Origin of the sequence: Lysobacter sp. 5GHs7-4 (genome assembly GCF_021284765.1) — a bacterium.
Classification (GTDB): domain Bacteria; phylum Pseudomonadota; class Gammaproteobacteria; order Xanthomonadales; family Xanthomonadaceae; genus Lysobacter.
On sequence record NZ_CP089924.1, the window covers coordinates 1,291,539 to 1,316,022 of the forward strand.

At 70.1% G+C, this 24,484-nt stretch carries 20 protein-coding genes and 1 riboswitch; of the genes, 14 read left to right on the top strand and 6 right to left on the bottom strand.

Translation table 11 applies throughout. The features are described from left to right. Positions 1–33: 33 nt before the first annotated feature. The 4 genes from LVB77_RS05570 to LVB77_RS05585 all read right to left on the bottom strand — a co-directional run bounded on the left by LVB77_RS05570 (position 34) and on the right by LVB77_RS05585 (position 6,000). On the bottom strand, positions 34–792 hold the full coding sequence (locus LVB77_RS05570; protein ID WP_232909205.1) for a carbonic anhydrase family protein: 759 nt from the start codon (positions 790–792) through the stop codon (positions 34–36). A 263-nt stretch (positions 793–1,055) separates the two neighbouring features. Further along, the gene (locus LVB77_RS05575; protein ID WP_232909206.1) at positions 1,056–1,373 is read right to left on the bottom strand and encodes a hypothetical protein; all 318 of its coding nucleotides are present in this window, start codon (positions 1,371–1,373) and stop codon (positions 1,056–1,058) included. Continuing rightward, positions 1,370–3,424: an amidohydrolase family protein gene (locus LVB77_RS05580; protein ID WP_232909207.1), complete on the bottom strand. Its 2,055-nt coding sequence runs from the start codon at positions 3,422–3,424 to the stop codon at positions 1,370–1,372. The genes LVB77_RS05575 and LVB77_RS05580 overlap by 4 nt, the downstream gene beginning before the upstream one ends. Positions 3,425–3,627: 203 nt before the next feature. Then, on the bottom strand, positions 3,628–6,000 hold the full coding sequence (locus tag LVB77_RS05585) for a TonB-dependent receptor (protein ID WP_232909208.1): 2,373 nt from the start codon (positions 5,998–6,000) through the stop codon (positions 3,628–3,630). 239 nt (positions 6,001–6,239) lie between these two features. Continuing rightward, positions 6,240–6,486, top strand: a riboswitch (cobalamin riboswitch). Positions 6,487–6,638: 152 nt separating this feature from the next. Between LVB77_RS05585 and btuB the strand changes: the two genes are divergently transcribed. The 13 genes from btuB to LVB77_RS05650 all read left to right on the top strand — a co-directional run bounded on the left by btuB (position 6,639) and on the right by LVB77_RS05650 (position 19,001). Beyond that, positions 6,639–8,456 carry a TonB-dependent vitamin B12 receptor gene (btuB, locus tag LVB77_RS05590; protein ID WP_232910168.1) on the top strand — a complete coding sequence of 606 codons (1,818 nt, stop codon included), beginning with the start codon at positions 6,639–6,641 and terminating at the stop codon, positions 8,454–8,456. Positions 8,457–8,496: 40 nt separating this feature from the next. Beyond that, entirely contained in the window at positions 8,497–9,087 is a 591-nt protein-coding gene (locus tag LVB77_RS05595) for a hypothetical protein (protein ID WP_232909209.1), read from the top strand. A 12-nt stretch (positions 9,088–9,099) separates the two neighbouring features. Beyond that, a complete protein-coding gene (locus LVB77_RS05600) occupies positions 9,100–9,705 on the top strand; it encodes a hypothetical protein (protein WP_232909210.1) in 606 nt (201 codons plus the stop codon). Beyond that, a complete protein-coding gene (gene cobO / locus LVB77_RS05605) occupies positions 9,702–10,319 on the top strand; it encodes a cob(I)yrinic acid a,c-diamide adenosyltransferase (protein ID WP_232909211.1) in 618 nt (205 codons plus the stop codon). The genes LVB77_RS05600 and cobO overlap by 4 nt, the downstream gene beginning before the upstream one ends. A gap of 4 nt (positions 10,320–10,323) precedes the next feature. Continuing rightward, the gene (locus tag LVB77_RS05610; RefSeq protein WP_232909212.1) at positions 10,324–11,622 is read left to right on the top strand and encodes a cobyrinate a,c-diamide synthase; all 1,299 of its coding nucleotides are present in this window, start codon (positions 10,324–10,326) and stop codon (positions 11,620–11,622) included. After that, positions 11,619–12,557, top strand: a complete 939-nt coding sequence (cbiB, locus tag LVB77_RS05615) for an adenosylcobinamide-phosphate synthase CbiB (RefSeq protein ID WP_232909213.1) — start codon at positions 11,619–11,621, stop codon at positions 12,555–12,557. The genes LVB77_RS05610 and cbiB overlap by 4 nt, the downstream gene beginning before the upstream one ends. A 44-nt stretch (positions 12,558–12,601) precedes the next feature. Next, entirely contained in the window at positions 12,602–13,600 is a 999-nt protein-coding gene (cobD, locus tag LVB77_RS05620; RefSeq protein WP_232909214.1) for a threonine-phosphate decarboxylase CobD, read from the top strand. Further along, positions 13,597–15,087: a cobyric acid synthase gene (locus LVB77_RS05625; RefSeq protein ID WP_232909215.1), complete on the top strand. Its 1,491-nt coding sequence runs from the start codon at positions 13,597–13,599 to the stop codon at positions 15,085–15,087. Before cobD ends, LVB77_RS05625 begins: the two co-directional genes overlap by 4 nt. Continuing rightward, positions 15,075–15,596, top strand: coding sequence for a bifunctional adenosylcobinamide kinase/adenosylcobinamide-phosphate guanylyltransferase (gene cobU, locus LVB77_RS05630; RefSeq protein ID WP_232909216.1), 522 nt, complete (start codon positions 15,075–15,077; stop codon positions 15,594–15,596). Before LVB77_RS05625 ends, cobU begins: the two co-directional genes overlap by 13 nt. Positions 15,597–15,619: 23 nt before the next feature. Next, on the top strand, positions 15,620–16,666 hold the full coding sequence (gene cobT, locus LVB77_RS05635; protein WP_232910170.1) for a nicotinate-nucleotide--dimethylbenzimidazole phosphoribosyltransferase: 1,047 nt from the start codon (positions 15,620–15,622) through the stop codon (positions 16,664–16,666). After that, entirely contained in the window at positions 16,663–17,235 is a 573-nt protein-coding gene (locus LVB77_RS05640; protein WP_232909217.1) for a histidine phosphatase family protein, read from the top strand. The genes cobT and LVB77_RS05640 overlap by 4 nt, the downstream gene beginning before the upstream one ends. Then, positions 17,232–17,975 carry an adenosylcobinamide-GDP ribazoletransferase gene (locus tag LVB77_RS05645; RefSeq protein WP_232910172.1) on the top strand — a complete coding sequence of 248 codons (744 nt, stop codon included), beginning with the start codon at positions 17,232–17,234 and terminating at the stop codon, positions 17,973–17,975. Before LVB77_RS05640 ends, LVB77_RS05645 begins: the two co-directional genes overlap by 4 nt. A gap of 84 nt (positions 17,976–18,059) precedes the next feature. Next, positions 18,060–19,001 (top strand): AraC family transcriptional regulator, encoded by a 942-nt coding sequence (locus LVB77_RS05650; protein WP_232909218.1) that lies wholly within the window; start codon positions 18,060–18,062, stop codon positions 18,999–19,001. Positions 19,002–19,617: 616 nt separating this feature from the next. Here LVB77_RS05650 and LVB77_RS05655 read toward each other — a convergent pair. Both LVB77_RS05655 and ybaL read right to left on the bottom strand, forming a co-directional pair. Continuing rightward, a complete protein-coding gene (locus LVB77_RS05655) occupies positions 19,618–20,295 on the bottom strand; it encodes a DUF480 domain-containing protein (RefSeq protein WP_232909219.1) in 678 nt (225 codons plus the stop codon). A 28-nt stretch (positions 20,296–20,323) separates the two neighbouring features. Beyond that, entirely contained in the window at positions 20,324–22,015 is a 1,692-nt protein-coding gene (ybaL, locus tag LVB77_RS05660) for a YbaL family putative K(+) efflux transporter (RefSeq protein ID WP_232909220.1), read from the bottom strand. A 286-nt stretch (positions 22,016–22,301) separates the two neighbouring features. On the opposite strand from ybaL, the gene LVB77_RS05665 reads away from it, so the two are divergent. Further along, positions 22,302–24,170: an ABC-F family ATP-binding cassette domain-containing protein gene (locus LVB77_RS05665; protein WP_232909221.1), complete on the top strand. Its 1,869-nt coding sequence runs from the start codon at positions 22,302–22,304 to the stop codon at positions 24,168–24,170. The last annotated feature ends 314 nt before the right edge of the window (positions 24,171–24,484 follow it).

Below are 24,484 nucleotides of genomic sequence, written 5' to 3' on the forward strand. Positions count from 1 at the left end.
CGGGCGCCGTGCCCGCCACGAGGGCATTGCGACTCAGTCGCCGCGATAGCTCACCGGGCGTCCGTTGAGCGATTGCACGGGACGGCGGTTGCCGCCAGGGAACTGCGGGCCCGAGAACAGCGCGGTGAAGGCGGCCAGCTGCTGCAGCGACGCGGTCTTGGCCGTGGCCACCACATGCCAGGACACGCCTTCGCTGCACGGCGGCGTGGTCAGCGAACCCTTGAAGCGATAGATTCGCCCAGACGGCACCAGCGCGCGCAGGTTGAAGGCGGCGACGTTGCCGTGCTCGCCTTCTTCATCGGGCAGTACCGACACGATTTTCTGCAGCTGACTGTCGACCGCTCCCTCGTCGAAGAACACGCCGACCACGGCCAACGAATTGTCGGCGGCACGATGCACCAGATGCAGCTCCAGCGGGTACTGCTCGCCGTTGAGGAAATTTTCGCTGGGCGTGTGCACGTGGAACTGCACCAGTTGATAGACCTTGCCGCCGATGCTGAGCGTGTTGCCGGCCGGCAGATTGGCCTGCACGGTGTGGCCCAGGTGTTCGATCGGGAAGGCGGTGTTGGTGGAGTAGTTGAAACTCAGTGCGGACAGGTTCGCGGTAGTCGCCCGGCCGGGGATCACGTCGATCGGAGATTGCTGGTTGCCGGCCGAGCAGGCGGAAAAGGCCGGGTCCAGCGCACTCCAGCCTTCGGTGCCGTGTTCGTAACTCCATTCGGTCGCGGCGGCCGGGGCGCTGAGCAAGAGCAACGCGAGTGCGACGGCGCGCTGCGGAAATCGCACGTTCATGTGGCGGTTCCAGGTTGGGTGGTGCGGGGGAGCGCACGACCCTAGCCATTGCCGCGTCGCAGCATCGGGCGGCGCTGGGCGCAGCGCACGATCCATCTGTGATCGCCGGCGCCTTCGGTGCCGCGCAGGCGACGAACGGTGCACGCACGCCAGCGAACCGGGCGGCCATACCACCTGTGTCGATGCAGCTTGCGGTTGCGCCGCGAGGCCGCGGCGCCGGCGTGGCGCTGCGACCTGGCGGCTCGCAAACCCGTGTTACCGCCTCAACGGTCCGGGATGCCGTACGTGGCGCCGTGCTCGTATGCGTCCGCCGTCAGCTGCAGGCTGTGCGTCACGCCTTGGTCTTGCCGACCGCCGTAGTGATAAGGCGGAATGCGAGTGACGCGGCCGTCGGCGGCGCGTTGCATGTAGCGCGTGCGCCGCGCGGTCGCGACGATCTCGTCGGGCGTCACGGCGCGGCCATGCTTGGCGATCAGCGCCTGCACGATGTCGTCGATGGCCACCATGCGGCTGCCGTTGTGGCGGTCCTGGCGCAGGTAGTCCATCAGCGCCCAATCCAGGTCGAACTCGGTCCCGCTCATAGCGCGCTCGGCGAGGCTGCCGCTTGCTTACGCGGCACGATGCCCAGCGCCTGTTCGATCTCCGCCGGGTCGAAACGCTTGCCGCCCTTGAACACCAGGTCGACCTTGCGGATGTCGCGCATGTCGGCCAACGGGTCGCCGTCGATCAGCACCAGATCGGCGAGCTTGCCCGGCGCGATCACGCCGCGGTCCTTGTCCACGCCCATCACCTGCGCCGGCGTCAGCGTCGCCAGCCGCAGCACTTCGGCATTGGGGATGCCCGCGCGCGAGTAGACCTCCAGTTCGGCGTGCAGCATGTAGCCGGCCAATGCGTCGGTGCCGGGCAGGATGGTCACGCCGGCCTCGTGCACGGCCTTGAGCAGCTGCAGCATGGTCGGCAGCGCTTGCTGGTACGCCTCTTCCTTGCCGTGCGGCGGCTTGAGCGCGCCCCAGCTCAGGTTGCGCTGCGCCTGAGGCGGGAATCGCTCGGCGACGCCGCGCAGGCCCGGCGGGGTCTTGGCGTCGGGATCGCCGCCGTACAGATCCTCGGCCAAGGCCATGGTCGGATCGAGCACGGTGTGGTGGCGCTTGAGGAAGTCGACGAACTCGCGCACTTCCGGCTTGGACGGCGGGAACTCGTGCGCGTGCTCGCCGACCTCGGTCAGGCGCGCCTTGGTGCGGGTGTCCTGCACGCGCGGGTACATGAAGTTGAGTTCGACAAACAGGAAGTGCTGCAGCTCGTCGGCGCCGGCCTCGATGAACTGCCGGGCCGACATGAAAGCCGGCACGTGCCCGCTCACGCGCAGCCCGCGCGCGTGCGCGCGGTCGGCGATCAGCGGGAACAGTTCGGGCTTGAGCGAGGAATAGGTCTTGATCTGCATGTAGCCGCGGTCGGCGTAGAAGTCGACCGCCTTGATCGCCTCCTCCGGCGTATCGACCAACATCTTGGTCGGGCCGGCGTAGGGGCCGGGACCGTCGATGAAGCCGGCCATCATCACCCGCGGGCCGACCTCGGTGCCGGCCTCGAAGCGCTTCACGCGCTCGGGGAAGGTATCGAAGTTGTTAGCCACGTCGCGCGCGCTGGTAACGCCGGCGGCGATGTCCAGCGCGCCGTCCTCGATGGACGAGTAGTGCTTGTGCACGTCCCACAGGCCCGGCATCAGGAAGCGCCCGCGCGCGTCGACGATTTCGGCGCCGGCCGGCGCCTTGAGTTGCGCGTCCGGCGCCACCCGCACGATGCGCTCGCCCTCGATCAGCACGCTGGTGCCGGCGCTGGCGCTGAGATCGCGCGGGTCGAACACGCGCGCGTTGCGGATCAGCAGCGGTCCCTGGGCGGGATGGGTGAGGCGCTGCGCAAGTTGCGCGCCCCAGGCCGCGTCGGAGCGCTCCTGCAGTTCCAACAGCTTGGGCAGCGCGTCCTGCAGCTCGGCGTCGATCACCGCGAACCAGCCCGAGGCATACAGGGTCGCGGCGGTGGAGCCGTCGGCGTGCAGCCACAGCGACTGCGGCGTGAAGTTGAGGCCGGACACGCGCTGCAACGTGAGCTTGACCGGGCCGTTCTTGCCGATCACCTCGTGCTCGCCCAGGGTTTCGATGCGGGCCTCGCCCGCGGGCAGGATCGCCAGCTTGCGCTCCGGCGCGCGCAACAGCGCGCGCGCGAGGGTGCCGCCGATTTCCGGCGCGGCCTGCAATGGCAGGAAGAAGGCTGGCGCGCTCAGCGCCTTCTCGCCTTGTTCGCTGGGATTCTTCCAACTCGCGCGGCCGGCATCGACGCGGTAGCGCTCCTCGAAGGGATTGAGCAGGTAGTCGTTGCCGCTGCCGCTGTAGTCGGCCAGGGTACCGTCGGCGTTGAGACGCCAGCGGGTCTTGCTGCGGTCGCCGCGGCCGCGGTCGGTGTAGTGGTACTCGACCTGGACGCTGCCGTCGGCGGCGGTCTCGACGATCTGCTTGCCGGCGACGTTGCCCTGCATCAGCACCACTTGTTCGCGGCGGGCGGCGAGGGCGTCGGAAATGGAAAGCGCGAGTACGGCGGGCAGGGCGAATGACAGCAGCAGCGATCCGGCTAAGCGCATGGCGGCCCTCCTTGGGCGCGGACGTCGGCACCGCGGACGGCTCCGGTCTGGCGGAGGCCGGCGCGGCTGGGTCACCCCTTATAGCCGATCCCGGGCGGCGCGAATGCGCGGCGAATGGCGAGTGGCGGTGGCCGCGCGTGCAGCGACGGCGACGACGGCCCGGAATCCCGGGCCGTCGTCGTTCGCACTGGAAGCGAATCAACTCACCACTTGTAGCCCACCTTCACGTACGCGAACGCGCCATTGAAACCGAACGGCGAGGCGGTGTTGTAGGGCAGGTAGTTGCGCGTGCCCAGCACCAGCTTGGACTCGTCCGGGTACTCGTCGAGCACGTTGTCGCCGCCGACGGTGAAGTCCCAGCTGCCGAGCTGGTAGGTCGCCGCCAGGTCCAGCGTCCACTTGGCGCTGAAGGTCTGATCCAGCAGCGGATTGGTGGCGTGCAGTTCGGTGAACTCGCCGTAGCGCGTGGCGGTGGCGTTGAAGCGCCAGTTGCCGGTCTTCCAGTCGCCGGCCAGGAAGAACTTGTCCTTGGGCGCGCCCTTGGTGATGCGGCCGATCTCGGTGCGGCCGATGCGCACCGCCGCCGGGTCGATCGCCGCCAGCCGCGCCGGATTGGGCGCGATGCGCTCGATCTCGGTCTTGGAGTAGTTGTAGCCCAGGGTCAGGTCGAAGCTGCCCGAGGCCAGCGCGAACGCCTGGGTCGCGATCAGGTCCACGCCCTGGGTCTTGGTGTCGACGGCGTTGGTGAAGTAGCGGCCGCCGCCGATGCCGGGATAGCCATTGGCCTGCAGGTAGTTGCGCACCGCGGTGCTGGTCAGGTTTTCCGACAGCAGGATGCGGTCGTCGACCTTGATGTGGTATGCGTCGACGGTGATGTACAGGCCGTCGCGCGGTTGCAGCACCAGGCCCAGGCTGTAGTTGGTGGACTCCTCGGCCTTCAGCGATTCCGAGCCCAGCGCGATCGCCGCCGGGTTGTCGACGCGGAAGGTGCCGATCTCGTAGGGCACGCCGCTGATGAAGTTGGTCGCGATCGACTGGAAGAACTGCTGCTGCAGCGACGGCGCACGGAAGCCGGTGGACGCGGTGGCGCGCAGCGCGACCTTGTCGGTGAAGGCGTAACGCGCCGACAGCTTGCCCGAGGTGGTGTCGCCGAAATCGCTGTAGCTCTCGAAGCGCGCGGCGATGCCGGCGGAGAACTTGTCGGTCAGGTCGGCCTCGACGTCGGCATAGAGCGAATAGCTGTGACGGTCGAAGTCGCCGGCATCGCTGGCGCGGAAGCCGGAGAACACCTGCGCGCCCGGAATGATCTGGCCGTTGGAGGCCGGCACGCCGCCGTTGGCGTAGGACAGCGGTTCGCCGGCGTGCTGGCTGAACTCCTCGCCGCGCCATTCCGCGCCCCAGGCGAAGGTCACTGGGTATTGCCAGCCGAAATCGACCGGACGCGCGAAGTCCAGGTTCAACACGTGCTGGGTGACTTCCAGCGCGCCGGCGTAGAACTGGGTCGGCGAGGTCGGGCCCAGGCTGCGGTTGAGCGTGTGCTCGATGTCGAAGCTCAGCTCGTTGTGGCCGTAGTTGTAGCTCAAATCGATCTGCGTGCCGCCCGCGGTTTCCGTGCGCAGGCCGACCACCGCGGCGCGGTCCTTGCTGATGTTGTGGATCTGCGGCAGGAAGCCGTTCGGATAGATCGACGGGATGTTGCGCGGGTCGGCGGCGAAGCGGAAATAGCCGTTGGAGAGCACGTCGCGCTTGCTGTAGCTGCCGAAGGAATAGAAGGTCAGATAATCGGCGACGTCGTACTCGCCGTTGTAGGACACCGCGCCCTGATCGATCTCGGGATCGCCGTAGCGCTGCTCGACCACGCCCTGGAACGGCCGCGCGCGATTGGTCTGATCCTGATGGCCGCCCTGCGCGGCCAGGTGCAGCTTGCCGTTCTCGCCCAGCTTGAAGCCGGCGTCGCCGGACAGTTGGTACTGCTCGCCGTCGCCGGCGCTGTACTGGCCGTAGCGCGCGGCCAGGCTGCCGCCGTGATCGCTGCCCTTGAGCACCACGTTGACCACACCGGCGATCGCGTCGGAGCCGTACTGCGCCGAGGCGCCGTCGCGCAGCACTTCCACGCGTTCGATCGAGGCGATCGGAATCGCGTTGAGGTCCACCGGCGAGGAGCCGCGGCCCTGGCTGCCGTTGAGGTTGATCAGGGCGGTGGTGTGGCGGCGTTTGCCGTTGACCAGCACCAGCACTTGGTCCGGCGCCAGGCCGCGCAGCTGCGCCGGACGCACCGCGTCGGTGCCGTCGGTGATCGCCGGGCGCGGAAAATTCAGCGAGGGCAGGGCGCGCGACAGCGCGGTGGCCAGTTCGACCGTGCCGGTGGCCTCCAGCGCCTCGGGCGTGATGATGTCGATCGGCGCGCTGGACTCGGCGACGGTGCGGTCGCTGACGCGGGTGCCGGTGACGATGACCTGGTCCAGGTTATGCGCCGAGGCGTCGGCGGGTGCGTCCTGGGCGTAGCCGGGAGCGGCGAGGGCGGCGAGCAGGGCGAGTGCGAGCGGACGACGGACGGCACGGAAAGCGACGGACATGGTGCGCGGCTCCTTGCGGCAGGGGGATTGGTAGCGATGTCATTTTGGTTTAACACGTTCATAACAATCGGGTCAAACGCAAAGACGCATGCAGAAATAGCCGTACGTCATGGTTTCGAACATTAGGTGTGCCATGGCGCATGCCAGCGGCATCCGCACCGCGAGCCGCAGGCCGCCGACGGGCGCCGCCCACCGCCCTCATGCCGATCCGTCATGCCGGTGCGCGGCCGCTGGGCTGCTACCATGCGCGGGCTTGAGGTGATTGCCGGCCCCGCCGGCGATTGAAACGGGAATCCGGTGCGCCGGTCGTCCGAGCGGAGAATCCTCCGTTTGGCGCGACGGCAAATCCGGAGCTGCCCCCGCAACGGTAAGTAAGACGAACGATCCGCAGCGAGCCACTGTGCGCAGGCATGGGAAGGCGCGGACCGGAGGGCTGGAGGCCCTCGCTTGCAAGCCCGGAGACCGGCCTGAGGCTGACCCGACACGCGGTGGGCGCTGTCATGGGGCTGCCTGCGTCCGCGCGTCGCCGCCTCGTCCTCTCCCCCTGCGTGTCTCCGACCCATCGTTGTCCGCGCGGGTAGGCGCGGGCCAGGAGCCATGCTTTGAATTTCCCCGTTTTCCCGCTTCGCCGCACCGCGCTGGCGACGGCGCTGCTGTCTGTCGCCGCCCCGCTGTGGGCCGCCGATGCCGCCACCGACCTGGACCAGGTCGTGGTCACCGCCACCCGCACCGCGCAGACCCAGGACGCGACCCTGGCCTCGGTCACCGTGATCGACCGCGAGGACATCGAACGGCTGCAGCCGCTCAACCTGCCCGACCTGCTGCGCGGCACGCCCGGCCTGTCGATGGCCAACAACGGCGGCCCCGGCAAGCAGACGTCCTTGTTCCTGCGCGGCACCGAATCCGACCACGTGCTGGTGCTGATCGACGGCATCAAGATCGGTTCGGCCACCAGCGGCGGCGCCTCGCTGCAGGACATACCGGTCGAGCAGATCGAGCGCATCGAGATCGTGCGCGGTCCGTTCTCCAGCCTCTACGGCTCCGAGGCGCTGGGCGGCGTGATCCAGATTTTCACCCGTCGTCCGCAGGGCGCGTTCGCGCCGCACGCCAGCGCCTCGATCGGCAGCTGGCAGACGCGCCGCGGCACGCTCGGCGTGGGCGGTAAAAGCGGCAACGGCTGGTACTCGATCAACGCCGCCAGCGAAGACACCGACGGCATCAACGCCTGCCGCGGCAAGCCCTCGCCGGGCGGCGCGGGCTGCTTCACCAACTCGCCCGACCGCGACGGCTACCGCAACCTGTCGCTGACCGCGCAAGGCGGTTACCGCTTCAGCGACGCTTGGGACGCCGAGGCGCGCGTGTTCCGCGCGCAAGGCCGCAACGAGTACGACGGCAGCACCAACAACCAGGCCGACACTGTGCAGCAGGTCGCAGGCGGCCGCCTGCGCTACGCGCCCAGCGAACGCGCGACGCTGACGCTCAACCTGGGCCGCAGCAGCGACCTCAGCGACACCTATCGCAACGGCGTCTACTCCAGCACCTTCAACACGCGCCGCAAGCTGGGCTCGCTGCAGGGCGATTTCGGCCTGGCCGGCGGTCTGCTCAGCCTGGGCTACGACTGGCAGCAGGACGAAATCGAGAGCAGCACGGTCTACGCGCGCGACCATCGCATCAACCGTGGGCTGTTCGGCCAATACCAGCGCGATTTCGGCGCCCATTCGCTGCAGGCCAGCCTGCGCCGCGACGACGACAGCCAGTTCGGCGGCCAGACCACCGGCAGCGCGCTGTGGGGCTGGAACCTCAGCGAACAGCTGCGCCTGACCGCCAGTTACGGCACCGCGTTCAAGGCCCCGACCTTCAACGAGCTGTACTTCCCCGGTTTCGGCAACGCCGCGCTCAAGCCGGAGGAATCGCGCAGCTTCGAACTCGGCCTGCGCGGCGAGCAGAGCTGGGGCGGCTGGTCGCTCAACGCCTACGAAACCCGCGTCGACGAATTGATCGCGTTCGACGCGTCGATCGGTCTGCCGGGCAACATCGATCGTGCGTTGATCCAGGGCGTCGAGGCATCGGTCGATACCACCTTGGCCGGCTGGGACCTGCGCGCCAGCGCGACCTGGCTGGATCCGCGCAACGACAGCCGCGGCGCCAGCCGCGACAAGATCCTGCCGCGTCGCGCGCGCGAAAGCGGACGCGTCGATGCCGATCGCCGGTTCGGCCGTTTCAGTCTCGGCGGCAGCGTCTACATCGCCGGCCAGCGCTACGACGATCTGGCCAACACCCGCCGCCTCGACGGCTACGCCACCAGCGATCTGCGCCTGGGCTTCCGCTTCAACGATGCCTGGAGCCTGCAGCTGGCGGCCAACAACGTGTTCAACCAGCGCTACGAGACCGCGAGCTACTACAACCAGCCCGGCCGCAACTACCTGCTGACCCTGCGTTACCGCGCGGCGAACTGATCGCCGCGTTCCCGCCACCGACCCGTCCACGAGGCCGCCGATGAATCCGCCCAGCCGACCCGTCTACTACAGCCTGTTCACCGCGCTCGCCGCGATGATGGTCGCCACCCGCTTCCATCACTTCGGCGACGCGCTGCATCTGCCCGATGCGTCGATGGCGGTGTTCTTCCTCGGCGGCCTGTGGCTGCGCAAGCACCTGGGTTTCGTCGCCTATCTGGTCATGGCGGTGGCGATCGACTGGATCGCGATCCAGGCCCAGGGCAAGAGCTTCTTCGAGCACTACTGCGTGACCCCGTCGTACGCCTTCCTGCTGCTGGCGTACGCGGCCCTGTGGTACGGCGGGCGTTGGTACGCGCCGCGTCTGCGGGCCACGCCGCGCGCATGGTTCGGCGCGCTGGGCGTGGGCCTGGCGGCGGCGACGGTGTCGTTCTTGATTTCCAACGGTGCCTTCTACTGGCTGGGCGGGCGCTACGAAGACCCTCATCTGAGCCAGTACCTGGCCCGCGTGTGGCAGTGGGGCCCGCTGTTCGTGCGCACCACCCTGAGCTACATCGCCGTGGGCCTGATCGCCTACGCCTTGATCGCGCGCGTCGCCTCGACGCGCGTCGCCCCGAACGCCGCGCAAGCCTGAAGGACGCCGACCATGACCGCTACCGTCTCTCCCTCCCTGCCGCTGCAATCGCCGCGCCTGCAGATCGTCGTCGGCGTCGCGCTGGCCGCGCTGATGATCGCCACGCGCGGCCAGCACTTCGCCACCATCGACCGCCTGCCCAGCGCGTCGTGGGCGATCTTCTTCCTCGCCGGCGCGCTGCTGCGTCCGATGTGGATGCTGCCGCTGCTGTTCGTGTTGGCCTCGTTGTTGGACATCGTCAGCTTGGCTTCGGGCACGATCGGCGACTGGTGCCTGTCGCCCGCGTACTGGGCGCTGGCGCCGGCCTATGCGGGCTTGTGGTTGGCCGGCCATTTCTATGCGCGCATCCACCAGGATCGCTGGGCGACGCTGCCGCGTCTGGCGGCGGTGCTGGCGGTCGCGGCCTTGCTGACCTACGTGTTTTCCGGCGGCGGCTTCTATTTCTTCTCCGGACGTTATCCGGACCCGACCCTGACCGGCTTCGCGGCACGCATCGCCCAGTACTATCCGCGTAACCTGGGCACGCTGGCCGGCTACGTCGGCGTCGCGTTCGCGCTGCTGGCGGGGGCGCGCGCGCTGACCGCGGTCCGCGCCGCCCAGCAAGGAGCCCGCGCATGAACGATACGGTCCCGTCGCAGGAAGCGCGCCATCGCGAGCGCATGCAGCGCAAGAAGGAACTGGTGGACCGCAAGATCGCGCGCGCCACCATCGAGCGCGGCGTGCTGGTGGTGAACACCGGCAACGGCAAGGGCAAGAGTTCTTCCGGTTTCGGCATGCTCGCCCGCTCGCTGGGGCACGGCTTCCGCTGCGGCGTGGTGCAGTTCATCAAGGGCAGCTTCTCGACCGGCGAGGAGGCGTTCTTCCGCCGCTTCGAGGGCGACCAGCTCGCGTATCACGTGATGGGCGAGGGCTTCACCTGGGAAACCCAGGACAAGGCGCGCGACATCGCCGCCGCGCAGGCGGCCTGGGCCAAGGCCGCGGCGATGCTGGCCGATGCGTCCTGCGATTTCGTCTTGCTGGACGAGCTCAACATCGCGCTCGCGCACCGCTACGTCGAACTGGACGCGGTGCTGGCCGCGGTGGCCGCGCGCCCGCCGTTGCAGCACGTGGTCATCACCGGCCGCGGCGCGCCCGACCGCCTGATCGAGGCCGCCGACACGGTGACCGAGATGCGGGTGGTGAAGCATGCGTTCCAGGCCGGCATCAAGGCGCAGAAGGGTGTGGAGCTGTGAGGCCGTGAGCGGCGCGCTTCGCCATTGCCCGGCGCTGCTGGTATCGGCGCCGGCCTCGGGCCAGGGCAAGACCAGTGTGACCGCCGCGCTGGCGCGCTGGCATGCGCGCCAGGGGCGGCGGGTGCGGGTGTTCAAGACCGGGCCGGACTTTCTCGATCCGATGGTGCACGAGCGCGCCAGCGGCGCGCCGGCCTATCAGCTCGATCTGTGGATGTGCGGCGAGGACGAGGTACGCGCGCGCCTGTACGAGGCCGCGGGCGAGGCCGACCTGATCCTCATCGAAGGCGTGATGGGCCTGTACGACGGCCAGCCCTCCAGCGCCGATCTGGCGCTGACGCTGGGTGTGCCGGTGCTGACGGTCATCGACGGATCCGCGATGGCGCAGACCTTCGGCGCGCTGGCGCTGGGCCTGGCGCGTTATCGCGAAGGTCTGCAGGTCTACGGCGTGGCGGCCAACCGCATCGGCAGCGCCTATCACGCGCAATTGCTGCGCGAGAGCCTGCCGGCCCCGCTGCAGTGGCTGGGCGCGCTGCCGCGCGATCCGACGCTGGCCTTGCCGGAGCGGCATCTGGGGTTGGTGGCGGCGGGCGAACTCGGCGATCTGGACGCGCGCCTGGATGCGCTGGCCGACGCCTGGGCCACGCACGCCGACGCCGCGCTGCCGGCGCCGGTCGCGTTCGCACCGGTCGCGCGCGCGGCGACGGCGAACTTGCCGCGCGGGCATCGCATCGCGATCGCGCGCGATGCCGCGTTCTGTTTCCTGTATCCGGCCAATCTGGATCTGTTGCGGCGCGCCGGTGCGGAGCTGCGCTACTTCTCGCCCTTGGCTGGCGATTCCTTACCCGATTGCGACGCGGTGTGGCTGCCCGGCGGCTATCCGGAACTGCACCTGCAGGCGCTGTCGCGCAACGAGCCTTTGCGCGATGCGCTGCGTGCGCATCGCGACGCCGGCAAGCCTTTGCTGGCCGAATGCGGCGGCCTGCTGTACTTGCTGGACGCGCTGGCCGACAAGGACGGCACGCGCGCGGACATGGCGGGCCTGCTAGCCGGCAGCGCTGCGTTGCAACCTCGACTGTCCGGCCTGGGCATGCAGTCGGTGGAACTGCCCGAAGGCGAATTGCGCGGGCACACCTTCCATTACGCACGCGCCGAGATCCGGGCCGAGCCGATCGCGCAGGCGCGCAATCCCAACGGCGGACCCAGCCGCGAGGCGGTGTATCGCGATCGCCGCATGACCGCGAGCTTCGTCCACTTCTATTTCCCGTCGAATCCGTCGGCGGCCTTGCGCCTGCTGCAGGCATGAGCGTCGTCGCCGCCGTCGCCGCGATGTGGGCCGCGTTCGTTCTGGATCGCCTGCTGGGCGAGCCGCGGCGCGCGCACCCGCTGGTCGGTTTCGGCCGCTACGCGCAGGCGATCGAGCGGCGTTGGCACTGCGACGACCGCGCGCGCGGCGTGGCGGCGTGGATGCTGGCGGTGCTGCCGCTCACGTTGCTCGCCGCCGCCGTGCAGTGGGCGGCCTGGCGCTGTTCGCCCTGGCTGGCCGCGAGCTATGCGGCGGGCGTCCTGTATCTGTGCGTCGGCCTGCGCAGCCTGGGCGAGCATGCCGAGCCGGTGGCCCGCGCCTTGCGCGCGCACGACCTGGACGCCGCGCGTGCCGCGGTCGGGCGCATCGTCAGCCGCGATACTCAGGCGCTGGACGCTGAGCGCGTGGCGGCGGCCGCGACCGAATCGGTGCTGGAGAACGGCAACGACGCGGTGTTCGGCGCCTTGTTCTGGTTCGCCTTGCTCGGCCCGGCGGGCGCGGTGCTGTACCGGCTGGCCAACACCTTGGACGCGATGTGGGGCTATCGCACGCCGCGTTACCAGCGCTACGGCTGGGCGGCCGCGCGCATCGACGACGTGCTCAATTATCTGCCGGCGCGGCTGACCGCGCTGACCTATGCCGTGCTCGGCAATGCCGCCGCGGCGCTGCGCTGCTGGCGCCGACAGGCGCCGGCATGGGACAGCCCCAACGCCGGCCCGGTGATGGCCGCGGGCGCCGGCGCGCTGCGCGTGCGCCTGGGCGGCGCGGCGCCGTATCACGGCGTGTGGGAGCCGCGTCCTTGGCTGGGCGAGGGTGCCGCGCCGGATGCCGACGCCATCGTGCGTGCGCAGTCGCTGGTCCGGCGCGGCGTGTGGCTGTGGCTGACAGCATTCACCCTGGTCGCGATGGTGGTGATTTATGTTCGATTCGACTGAACGCGCACGCGCGTCGCGACTGGGATTCGCCGGAGCGCGCTCGCATGCTTGAGCACGGCGGTCGCCTGCTGCGTGCGGCGCAACGCTACGGCATCGCGCCGGCCGACTGGCTGGACCTGTCGACCGGCATCAATCCCGAATCCTGGCCGCTGCCGTCGATACCCGCGCGCGCCTGGCACCGCCTGCCCGAGGACGACGACGGTCTGCATGCGGCGGCGCGCGACTATTACGGCGCGCCCGATCTGCTCGCCGTCGCCGGTTCGCAGGCCGCGATCCAGGCCTTGCCTGGCTTGCGCGCGCCTTCGCGCGTGGGCGTGTTGGCGCCCGGCTATGCCGAGCATGCGCATGCCTGGCGTCAGGCCGGTCACGCGGTCGAGTTGCGCGCGTCGTCGGATTTGTTGGCGCAGGCAGAGCGCTACGACGTCGTGGTGCTGATTCATCCCAACAATCCGGGCGGCGAACGTTACGAGCACGCCGTGTTGCTCGACCTGCACGCGCGGCTCGCCGCACGCGGCGGCTGGCTGCTGATCGACGAGGCTTTCATGGACGCGACGCCGGACGCCAGCCTCTGCGCCGAGACCGCGCGCCCCGGCCTGATCGTGCTGCGTTCGGTCGGCAAGTTCTTCGGCCTGGCCGGCGCGCGCGCGGGTTTCGTCTGCGCCGAACCGGTTTTGTTGGGCACGCTGCGCGAGCGCCTGGGGCCGTGGACCTTGAGCGGGCCGACGCGACACGCGGTACGACTGGCCCTGGCCGATCGCGACTGGCAGGCGCGCACGCGCACGCGACTGCGCGCGCAAGGCGAACGTCTGGCGGCCCTGCTCGGCGCGCACGGACGCACGCCCACCGCGGGCTGCGCCTTTTTCCAGTGGCATCGCTGCGACGATGCACCCGCCTTGCACAAGGCATTGGCGCGGCGCGGCATCCTCACCCGCCTGTTCGACGCGCCGGCCAGCGTGCGTTTCGGCTTGCCCGGCGACGATGCGGCCTATGCGCGCCTGGATGCGGCGTTGGCCGAAATCGGCAGCGAACGGAGCCCGGCATGAGCGCGCGCGTGCTGATGGTGCAGGGCTGCACCTCCGATGCCGGCAAGAGCGCTCTGGTCACCGCGCTGTGCCGCTGGCTGCGTCGGCACGGCGTGCGCGTCGCGCCGTTCAAGCCGCAGAACATGGCCCTGAACTCGGCCGTCACCGCCGACGGCGGCGAGATCGGCCGGGCCCAGGCGGTGCAGGCGCAGGCGGCCGGGCTGGCGCCGCACACCGATTTCAATCCGGTGCTGCTCAAACCCAACAGCGACACCGGCGCGCAGGTGATCCTGCACGGCCGCGCCGTCGCCAACATGGACGCGCGCGGCTACCACGACTACAAGCGCGTGGCGATGCAGGCGGTGCTGGCCTCGCACGCGCGTCTGGTCGCCGGCTTCGACGCGGTGATCGTCGAGGGAGCCGGCAGCCCGGCCGAGATCAACCTGCGCGCCGGCGACGTCGCCAACATGGGCTATGCCGAAGCGGTGGATTGCCCGGTGGTGTTGATCGCCGACATCGACCGTGGCGGGGTGTTCGCGCACCTGGTCGGCACCCTGGCGCTGCTGTCGGACAGCGAACGCGCGCGCGTGGCCGGCTTCGTGATCAACCGCTTCCGCGGCGACATCGCCTTGCTGCAACCCGGCCTGGACTGGCTGGAACGCGAGACCGGCAAGCCGGTGCTGGGCGTGCTGCCTTACCTGCAAGGTCTGCATCTGGACGCCGAGGATGCTTTGCCGCGTGGGCGCGAGCACAAGACCGGCGCGCGTCTGCGCGTGGCGGTGCCGGCGCTGCCGCGCATCAGCAATCACACCGATTTCGATCCGCTGCGAGCGCATCCGCAGGTCGATCTGCTGTATGTCGGCCCGAGCGAAACGCCGCCGGCCTGCGATCTGATCGTGCTGCCGGGCTCCAAGTCCACGCGCGCCGACCTGGCCTGGTTGCGCGCGAACGGCTGGGAAGCGGCGATCGCGCGCCACCTGCGCTACGGCGGCAAGCTGATCGGCATCTGCGGCGGCCTGCAGATGCTGGGACGCGCGGTGCACGATCCGCTCGGCATCGAGGGCGCGCCCGGTTCCAGCGCGGGCCTGGGTTGGCTGGACCTGGAGACCACGCTGGAACCCGACAAACAACTGCGCAACGTCGCCGGCCGGCTGAGGCTGGACGACGCGCCGGTGCGCGGCTACGAAATCCACTGCGGCCTCAGCCAGGGCCCAGCCTTGGCGCGTGCGACCGCGCGGTTGGACGACGGCCGCCACGACGGCGCGTATTCCGAGGACGGGCAGGTGTTCGCGACCTACCTGCACGGCCTGTTCGACGAGCCCGCCGCCTTGGCCGCCTTGCTGCGCTGGGCCGGACTGGATCGGGCCGAGACGCTGGACATGCACGCGTTGCGTGAGTCCGGTATCGACCGCCTCGCCGATGCCGTCGAGGCTCATTTGGACACCGGCCGCCTGGCCGCCTTGCTCGGCCTGCCGGCCGCCACCGGAGTCTCGGCATGCGTACCCTGATCCTCGGCGGCGCGCGCTCGGGCAAGAGCGCCTTGGCCGAACGGCTGGCCGCGCGCCAGGCGGACGTGGTGTACATCGCCACCGCGCAGGCGCGCGACGGCGAGATGGCCGCGCGCGTGGCCCACCATCGCCAGCGCCGCCCCGCGCAGTGGCGCACGATCGAGGAGCCGCTGGCATTGGCCGCCGCGCTGCGCGAACACGCGCGCGACGGCCGCTGCGTGCTGGTCGACTGTCTCACGCTCTGGCTGAGCAATCTGCTGGACGAACAACGCGCCGTCGAGGATTGGCCGCGCGAACGCGACGACCTGCTGCGCACGCTGCCGACGTTGCCCGGCGAGATCGTCCTGGTCAGCAACGAGGTCGGCCTGGGCGTGGTGCCGCTGGGCGAACTCACGCGGCGCTTCGTCGACGAAGCCGGCCGCCTGCACCAACACCTGGCCGCGCCCTGCGAGCGCGTGCTGTTCGTCGCCGCGGGCCTGCCGCTGGCGCTCAAAGGAGAACTGCCTTGAACGATGCCGCCGCCGCGCCGCCGCTGCGCGACTGGACCCTGGACGCTTGCGTCGCCCCCGATGCGGAGTGCGAAGCGCAGGCGCTGGCGCGCCAGGCGCAACTGACCAAGCCGCCGGGTTCGCTGGGCGCGCTGGAGACCATCGCGGTGCGATTGGCGGCGTTACAGCGCAACGCGTTGCCCAGCGTCGACCGGGTCTGGATCAGCGTATTCGCGGCCGATCATGGCGTGGCCGAGGAGGGCGTGTCGGCGTTTCCGCAAGCGGTGACCGGCGAAATGGTGCGCAACTTCGCCGGCGGCGGCGCCGCGATCAGCGTGCTCGCGCGCGCCTTGGACGCGCAACTGGACGTGGTCAACCTGGGCACGGTCAACGATCCCGGCGACATCGGCGGCGTGCGCCGCGCGATCGTCGCGCCCAGCAGCGCGAATTTCTGCGCACAAGCGGCGATGAGCGCCGCGCAACTGCAGGCGGCGCTGGACGCCGGCGCCGACAGCGTGCGGCTGGCGCGTGCCGACGGCGCCCAGCTCTACATCGGCGGCGAGATGGGCATCGCCAACACCACCGCCGCGACCGCGCTGGCCTGCGCCTTGCTCGCACGCGCGCCCACCGAACTGGCCGGTGCCGGCACCGGACTGGACGCGGCCGGCATCGCCCACAAAGTCGCGGTGATCGAACGCGCCCTGGCCCTGCACGCCGACGCGGGCAACGCGCGCGAACAACTGCGGCGCCTGGGCGGTTTCGAGATCGCCGCACTGACCGGTGCCTGCATCGCCGCGGCCCAGGCCGGTCTGCCGGTGTTGGTCGACGGCTACATCGCCACCGTCGCCGCGCTGGCCGCGGTGCGGATCAATCCCGGCGTGCGTCAGTGGCTGCTGTTCGCGCACCGCTCGCACGAACGCGGTCACGGCGTATTGCTGCAGGCGCTGGACGCGCAGCCGCTGCTGGACTTGGGCATGCGCCTGGGCGAGGCCAGCGGCGCCGCCGCCGCGGTGCCGTTGCTGCGACTGGCCTGCGCGTTGCACGGCGGCATGGCCACCTTCGCCCAGGCCGGCGTGTCGGAACGCGCATGACGGCGACGGTCATCGACCTGCTGCGGCACGGCGACACCGGCCAGCGCAGCTACCGCGGCCGGCTCGACGATGCGCTGCTCGATGTCGGCTGGGCGCAACTGCGCGCCGCGGTGGCCGGCCGCGAGTGGGATGCGGTGATCTCGTCGCCGTTGCGGCGCTGCGCCGATTTCGCCCAGGAGCTGGCGCAGGCGCGTGGCCTGCCGCTGCACTTCGACGCGCGCCTGGTCGAATACGATTTCGGACAGTGGCAGGGCGTGCCGATCGAGACCTTGGCCGAGCAGCAGGGCGAGGCGCTGGGTCGGTTCTGGGCGGATCCGGTTGCGCATCCGCCGCCGGGCGCGGAGACTTTCGCCGCGTTCGGTGCGCGTCTGATCGCGGCCCTGGACGAGGCGGCCGCGGCCTGGCCGGCACGACGCGTACTGGTGGTCACGCACGGCGGCGCGATCCGCTTGTTGCGCTGCCTGTACGAGGGACGCGGCTACGGCGACATGGCCGGCATCGACGTCGCGCATGCCTCGCTGCACCGCATGGATTGGAGCGGCGGCATGCGCCGCGCCGCCTTGGCCTGATGCGCGCGCTGCTGCACGCGATCGGTTTCCTGACCCGCGTGCCGGTGCCGGCCTCGGCGTTCGGCGACGCGCGCGCGCAGTCGCGTTCGCTGGTCTGGTATCCCTGGGTCGGTGCGCTGCTCGGCGCGCTGCTGTGCGCGCTGGCCTGGGCGCTGCAGTCGGCGCCGCCGCTGCTGGCCGCGGCATTGCTGCTGCTGGCGTGGGTGCTGCTGACCGGCGCGCTGCACCTGGACGGGCTGGCCGACAGCGCCGATGCCTGGATCGGCGGCATGGGCGCGACCCCGGAAGCGCGCCGCGAACGCACCTTGGACATCATGAAAGACCCGCGCAGCGGCCCGGCCGGCGTGGTCGCGTTGGTGCTGGCGCTGCTGCTGAAATTCGCCGCGCTGGCCAGCTTGCCCGCGCCGGCCTGGTGGGCCCTGCTGTTGGCGCCGACGCTGGCGCGCGCGACGCTGACGCTGGCGTTCCTCAGCACGCCCTACGTGCGCAGCGGCGGCCTCGGCAGCGGCCTGGTCGCGGTACCTCGCGCGGCGGCGATCGCCAGTTTGCTGGTCGCTGCCGCCGCCTGTGCGCTCGCGGGTTGGCGCGGCGGCTTGGCCGTCGTGGTCGCGCTGTCGCTCTTTGCGCTGTGGCGTCGCGCCTGCATGCGCCGCCTGCAGGGCATGACCGGCGACACCTGCGGCGCCCTGGCCGAGATGGTCGAAGCGGCGGTGCTGGTGAGTCTGGCGCTGAGCCACTGAGCGGCGCGAGAGCGCAAGATGGGAACCGCCGCCGGCGCGGGCGACCGACATGCTGGCGACGACGCCCGAACCAGGACCCGCCCCATGGCCTTCGTCGACGACTCCGACCGTCCCGCGCCTGCCGCCGATCGCGTGCGCGCCGACACCCGCGAAAGCTATCGGCGCCGCATCGAACGCGCGGTGGCCTTGATCGAGTGCGCGATCGTGCACGGCGAGGAACCGCCCGAGCTTTCGCGCCTGGCCGAAGCGGCCGCGTTCTCGCCGTACCATTTCCATCGCATCTATCGCGCCATGACCGGCGAAACCAGCGGCCAGACCGTGGCCCGGCTGCGCTTGCTGCAAAGCCTGCGTCTGCTCGCGGGCGCCGCCGGCAGCATCACCGACACCGCGCTCGCGGTCGGCTATCAGACGCCGCAGGCGTTCAGCCGCGCGTTCCGCCAGGGCCTGGGCGGAACGCCCAGCGAACTGCGCGCCGAGCCCGAACGCCTGCGCCGCGAGATCGAGCGTCTCGCGCGCCCGCCGGGCGCCGCGGACAGCGGCGCGCCGCTGCAGGTCGAGGTGGTCGATGTCGACCCGGTGCAGGTGCTGGCCTTGCGCGTAAACGGTGGCTACCCGCAGCAGAACCACGGCTACGTGCGCCTGTTCGGCTGGGCGGCCGAGCGCGAACGCATGGAACAGCTCTGCGGCTTATACGGCGTGCCTTGGGACGATCGCCGCGATGTGCCCGCGCCGGACTGCGCCTTCGACTGCATGATCGCCTTGGACGCGCCGTTCGAAGTCGACGGCGACGAATTCCGCCGCGAGATCCTCGGCGGCGGCCGCTATGCGCGGCTGCGCCATGTCGGCCCCTTCGACGGCCTGGAGGCGCTCACCGACGCGCTGCTCGCGCAGTGGCTGCCCGACAGCGGCGAGCGCCTGCGCGATGCGCCGCTGCATCACCACTACCTGGACGATCCCGACGAAACGCCGGCGGCGCTGCTGCGCACCGACATCTTTCTGCCGTTGCGCGATCGCGAGGTTGCGTAGGCGAGGGCGACTTGTGTGGGGCGGCCTGGGTTGCGGTCGCGAGCTTCAATTGCGACATGGGTTCGCGACCGAGCAGCGATGCGACGCAATCGCTACCTGCAGGAGCGGCGGGAGCCGCGACCGTGAATCCCGGCGACCGCGTCAGTTCGGTTCTGACGACGTCCACATTCCGGCGTCGCGCTCTCTAGCTCCCTCCTTTGACAAAGGAGGGTTGGGGAGGATTTGCTCTTGCTGTTGTTTCTGCTTCTTCTGACCGAAGGTCAAAGGCTTCCGCCTGCTGCGCATGCGGGTCACTTTCTCTTGCTAGCCCAAGAGAAAGTAACCAAAGAGAAGGGCTAGCGTGACCAAACCTCCCGTACGAGCGCGGAGCTTGCGCCGGGATTTTTCGATAGGACATCCCTGTCCTATCGAAAAACGGCGCGCGTCCTGCGCGCCGCCCTTCGGGTCTACGACTGGTCGTGTGAGTGCGGTGCTTTTGGATTCCAATGCCGCGGCAACCGCAACCGCAACCGCAACCGCAACCGCAACCGCAACCGCAACCGCAACCGCAGCGGCAACGCTGGCGCTGCCGTCGGTGGCTTGCAGCCTTGGGAGGCGGCGCTGCGCAGCGGTCGGCTCAGGCCCCGACCGCGTCCAGCCGTGCTTCGAGTTCGGCGATACGCGCTTCCAGCGCGGCGACGCGCTCGCTCAAGGGCGAGCCGGCGCTGCCGCGGTGGTCGTCGTCGGCGTCGCCGCCGGCGACGGCGTTCCAGACCGGCTCGCCGCTGAGCAGGTGGCCATAGCGGTCCTCGCGCTGGCCGCTCTGACGGCCCAGCAGCCGCACCAGCGGCGGCGAATGCTGGGCCAGGCGCTCCAGCGCGTACTGGACGTCGCCGACGTTGTCGAACTTGGCCATGCGCTCGCTGCGCGTCAGCAGTTCGTTCAAGGTCTGCGGGCCGCGCAGCATCAGCAGCGCCAGCAGCGCGGTCTGCGGCCGGGTCAGATCGAGCAGGGCGCCGGCACGATGGGCATAGCGCTCCGAGCGGCCGGTGTGTTGCGACTTCACCCAGCCGCGCGGTTCCAGCCGGCGCAGCACGTTGCCGACTTCGCCTTGCTCCAGCTGCATCGTCGGCTCGCGCGCGGTCTTCTGGTTGCAGGCCACGACGATCGCGTTGAGGGTCAGCGGATAGACGTCGGGCGTGGTCGCTTCCTTCTCGATCAGGCAGCCGATGATGCGGGCCTCGACCGCGTTGAGCAGCGGTTCGGGCGCGCCGTCGGCGTCGCTGGCGGGAGTGGGGCGGTCGGTATCGCTCATGGTCGCTCGCTGGGGGTTCGGGCCGCGCTCAGGTGAGCGCGGTGGAGGGCGGCAGGTGGCGTGCGCCGCGATAGACGGGCGCGGCCAGCACCATTTCGGCCAGGCTGTGCGCGAGCTCGCGCTCGGCCATCACCGCGCCGTCGGCGCCGTGCTCGATCAGGTGGCGCACTTCGTTGTCGCTGTGGGCGCGCGCGACGATGCTCAGATCGGGCTTGATCGCGCGCAGCTTGGCGATGATCTCGCCGGCTTCCAGCGCCTGCGGGATCGCCAGCATCACCGTGGTCGCGCGCTCGGGCACGGCCTCGCGCAGCACGCGTTCGTTGACCGCGTTGCCCAGGATCGCCGGCAGGCCGGCGGCGCGCGCCTTGGCGATCAGGCTGTCCTCGCCGTCGATGACCACCACCGGCACCTGGCGTTCGGTCAGCAGGCGCGCCAGCTCGCTGCCGACGCGGCCGTAGCCGATCAGGATCACGTGGCCGGCGATGTCGGCCGGCACGGTCGGCTGCACCGGATCGGTCTTGGCTTCCTGCAGCGCGGCCGCTTCGCGCGCCTGCTTGCGGTCCAGCCAGGCGAACAGCAGCGGATTGACCACGATCGACAGCAGCGCGCCGGCCAGGATCAGGTCCTGGCCCTCCGGCGGCAGAATTTCCAACTGCAGGCCGAGGCCGGCGAGGATGAAGGAGAACTCGCCGATCTGGGCCAGGCTGGCCGAGATCATCAGCGCGGTGGAATTGGGTTTGCCGAACGCGCGCACGATGGCGTAGGCGGCGATCGATTTGCCCAGCACGATGATGGCGAAGGTGGCCACCACTTCCAGCGGCTTCTCGACCAGGATCATCGGGTTGAACAGCATGCCCACCGAGACGAAGAACAGCACCGCGAACGCGTCGCGCAGCGGCAGGGTCTCGTTGGCGGCCTGGTGGCTGAACTCGGATTCGTTGAGCAGCATGCCGGCGAAGAACGCGCCCAGCGCGAACGACACGCCGAACAGCTCGGCCGAGCCGAACGCCACGCCCAGCGCGATCGCCAGCACGCACAGGGTGAACAGTTCGCGCGAGCCGGTGCCGGCGACGCGTTCGAGGATCCAGGGAATGACGCGGCGGCCGACGATCAGCATCACCGCGACGAAGGCGCCGACCTTGGCCAGGGTCTTGAACAGCGCCGCCCAGACCTCGCTGGGGTCGCCGGCCTCGCCCTTGAGCAGCCCGGCCAGCGCCGGCAGCAGCACCAGCGCCAGCACCATCGCCAGGTCCTCGACGATCAGCCAGCCCACCGCGATCCGGCCCTTGGCGGTTTCCACCAGGCGCCGTTCCTCCAGCGCGCGCAGCAGCACCACCGTACTGGCCACCGACAGGGCCAGGCCGAACACCAGGCCGGCGCCGTGCGACCAGCCCAGGAATCGCGCCAGGCCCCAGCCCATCAGCGCCGCGGCGCCGATCTGCACCACCGCGCCGGGCAGGGCGATGGCTTTCACCGCCAGCAGGTCGCGCATCGAGAAATGCAGGCCGACGCCGAACATCAGCAGGATCACGCCGATCTCGGCCAGCTGCGGCGCCAGGGTCTGGTCGCCGACGAAGCCGGGCGTGAACGGCCCGGCGATGATGCCCGCGATCAAATAGCCCACCAGCGGCGACAACCGCAGGCGTTGCGCCAGCGCGCCGAAGACGAACGCCAGCACGAAACCGGCGACGAGGATCGCGATCAGGGAGGTGTGATGCATCGGATCTCCATGTCGTGTCGGCCTCCAAGAATGTGGGCCGCCCCCCGCCGATGCAAGTCGCCGAGTCCGGTTCGAAGGGCTCCAAGCGGCATTGCGTGGCCGAAATCGCCTGAAATTTCGTGCCTGAACGCCGATCCGGCATGCCTTGCCGCCTGTCGGCGAACAGTCTGGCCGCGGTCTGCGACCGCGGCGCGACAGCGCCCGCGGACAGCCGGCTCGGCCCGGAGCGCGGATCGGATGCGATCGCCGCGGGCGGCACGCGCCTCCGGCCCGTTACACTATGCGCATGATTGCTTTCCGTGATTTCGCCCTCCGGCGCGGCGAACGCCTGCTCCTGTCCAAAGTCGACCTGACCCTGCAAGCGGGTTGGCGCATCGGCGTGATCGGCCGTAACGGCACCGGCAAGTCCTCGCTGTTCGCGGCGATCCAGGGCGAGCTGGAGTCCGACCTGGGCAACCTGGACATGCCCGCGCGCGTGCGCATGGCCAGCGTGGCCCAGGAAACCCCGGCCCTGGACGACCCGGCGCTGGACTTCGTCCTGTCCGGCGACGCCAACGTGTACTCGGTGTTGATGGCCGAACGCGCCGCGGTCGAGCGCGAGGACTGGGAGGCCGTGGCCGAGGCCCATCACCGGCTGGAAGAGCTCAACGGCTACGACGCCACCGCGCGCGCCGGCAAGCTGCTGCACGGCCTGGGCTTCTCGCCGGACACCCACGAGCGCGCGGTCAAGGAGTTCTCCGGCGGCTGGCGCGTGCGCCTGAACCTGGCGCGCGCGCTGATGACGCCGTCGGACCTGTTGCTGCTGGACGAGCCCACCAACCACCTCGACCTCGACGCGGTGCTGTGGCTGGAGCAGTGGCTGCTCAAGTATCCGGGCACCCTGATGCTGATCTCGCACGACCGCGAGTTCCTCGACGAGGTCACCACCCACACCCTGCACCTGCACGACGGCAAGGCCAAGCTCTACACCGGCGATTACACCGCGTTCGAGCGCCAGCGCGCCGAACATCTGCGCCTGCAGCAGATCACCCACGAAAAGGCGCAGGCCGAGCGCGCGCACCTGCAGAGCTTCATCGACCGCTTCAGCGCCAGCGCCGCCAAGGCCAAGCAGGCGCAGTCGCGGGTCAAGCGCCTGGCCAAGATGGCCGGCACCGAGGCGGTGCGCGCCGAACGCGTGCTGCGCATCGATTTCCCCGAGCCGCTGAAGCTGCCGCATGCGCTGCTGCGCCTGATGCATGCCGACTGCGGCTATGGCGACCACACCGTGCTCGACCAGGTCGGCTTCATCCTGGAAGCCGGCGACCGCGTCGCCCTGCTGGGCCCGAACGGCGCCGGCAAATCGACCCTGGTGAAGTCGCTGGTCGGCGAGATCGAGTTGCTCAGCGGCGAGCGCGGCGGCCATCCGGACCTGCGTATCGGCTACTTCGCCCAGCACACGGTGGAATCGCTGCGCGAGGGCACCACCGCGATCGACCATCTGGCCGACATCGCGCCGGGCGTGGCCACGCAGCAGCTGCGCGACTTCCTGGGCAAGTGGAATTTCCCCGGCGATCGCGCCTTCGAGAAGGTCGATTCCTTCTCCGGCGGCGAGCGCGCGCGCCTGGCGCTGGCCTTGATCGCCTGGCGCCGCCCGAACGTGCTGTTGCTCGACGAGCCCACCAACCACCTCGACCTGGACATGCGCGAGGCGCTGGCCGAGGCGCTGAGCAGCTTCAATGGCGCGATCGTGCTGGTCTCGCACGACCGCCATCTGATCGGCCTGGTCTGCGACACGTTCTGGCGCGTCGCCGACGGCGTCGCTCAGCCGTTCGACGGCGACCTCGACGCTTACGCGGTGTGGCTGCGCACCCGCGACAGCAGCAACGACGGCAAGGCCGCGGCCAAGGCGATCGCCGCCGCGGCCGCCAACGTGGTGCCGGAAACGCCGCCGAGCAAGCCGCGCGCCAAGGTCAATCCGCACAAGCTGGCCCAGGCCGAGGCGCGCGTGGCCGAGTTGGAATCCAAGCTGCGCACGCTGGACATGGACTTGGCCGATCCGACCAAGTACGCCGGCGGCGGCGACAACGCCGCCGAGCTGGCGCGCAAGCGCGAGGCGGTGGCGGCCGAGTTGGCTCAGGCCGAGGCGGAGTGGTTGGCGCTGTACGACGCGGCTTGAGTTTCGCCGCGATCGGCTGATTCGATCGCGGCTTACGCCGCTCCCACAGAAGGCGGCGGCGATGCTGTAGCTGTCTGTGGGAGCGGCGTGAGCCGCGAAGCGTCACCCGCAAACCACCCGGAAACCGGCGCTGCGAATGCGGGCCACGTTCCCTTGCTGTTGCCCGTCATCCCCGCGAAGGCGGGGATCCAGTGCCTTTAGCGTCTTCCGGCACGTAAGTCAGGTCCTTCGCCTTTAGCTCCCTCCTTTTTATAAGGAGGGTTGGGGAGGATTTGCTGTTGCTCTCCTTTCGCCAGCTTGTCACGAAGGTCAAC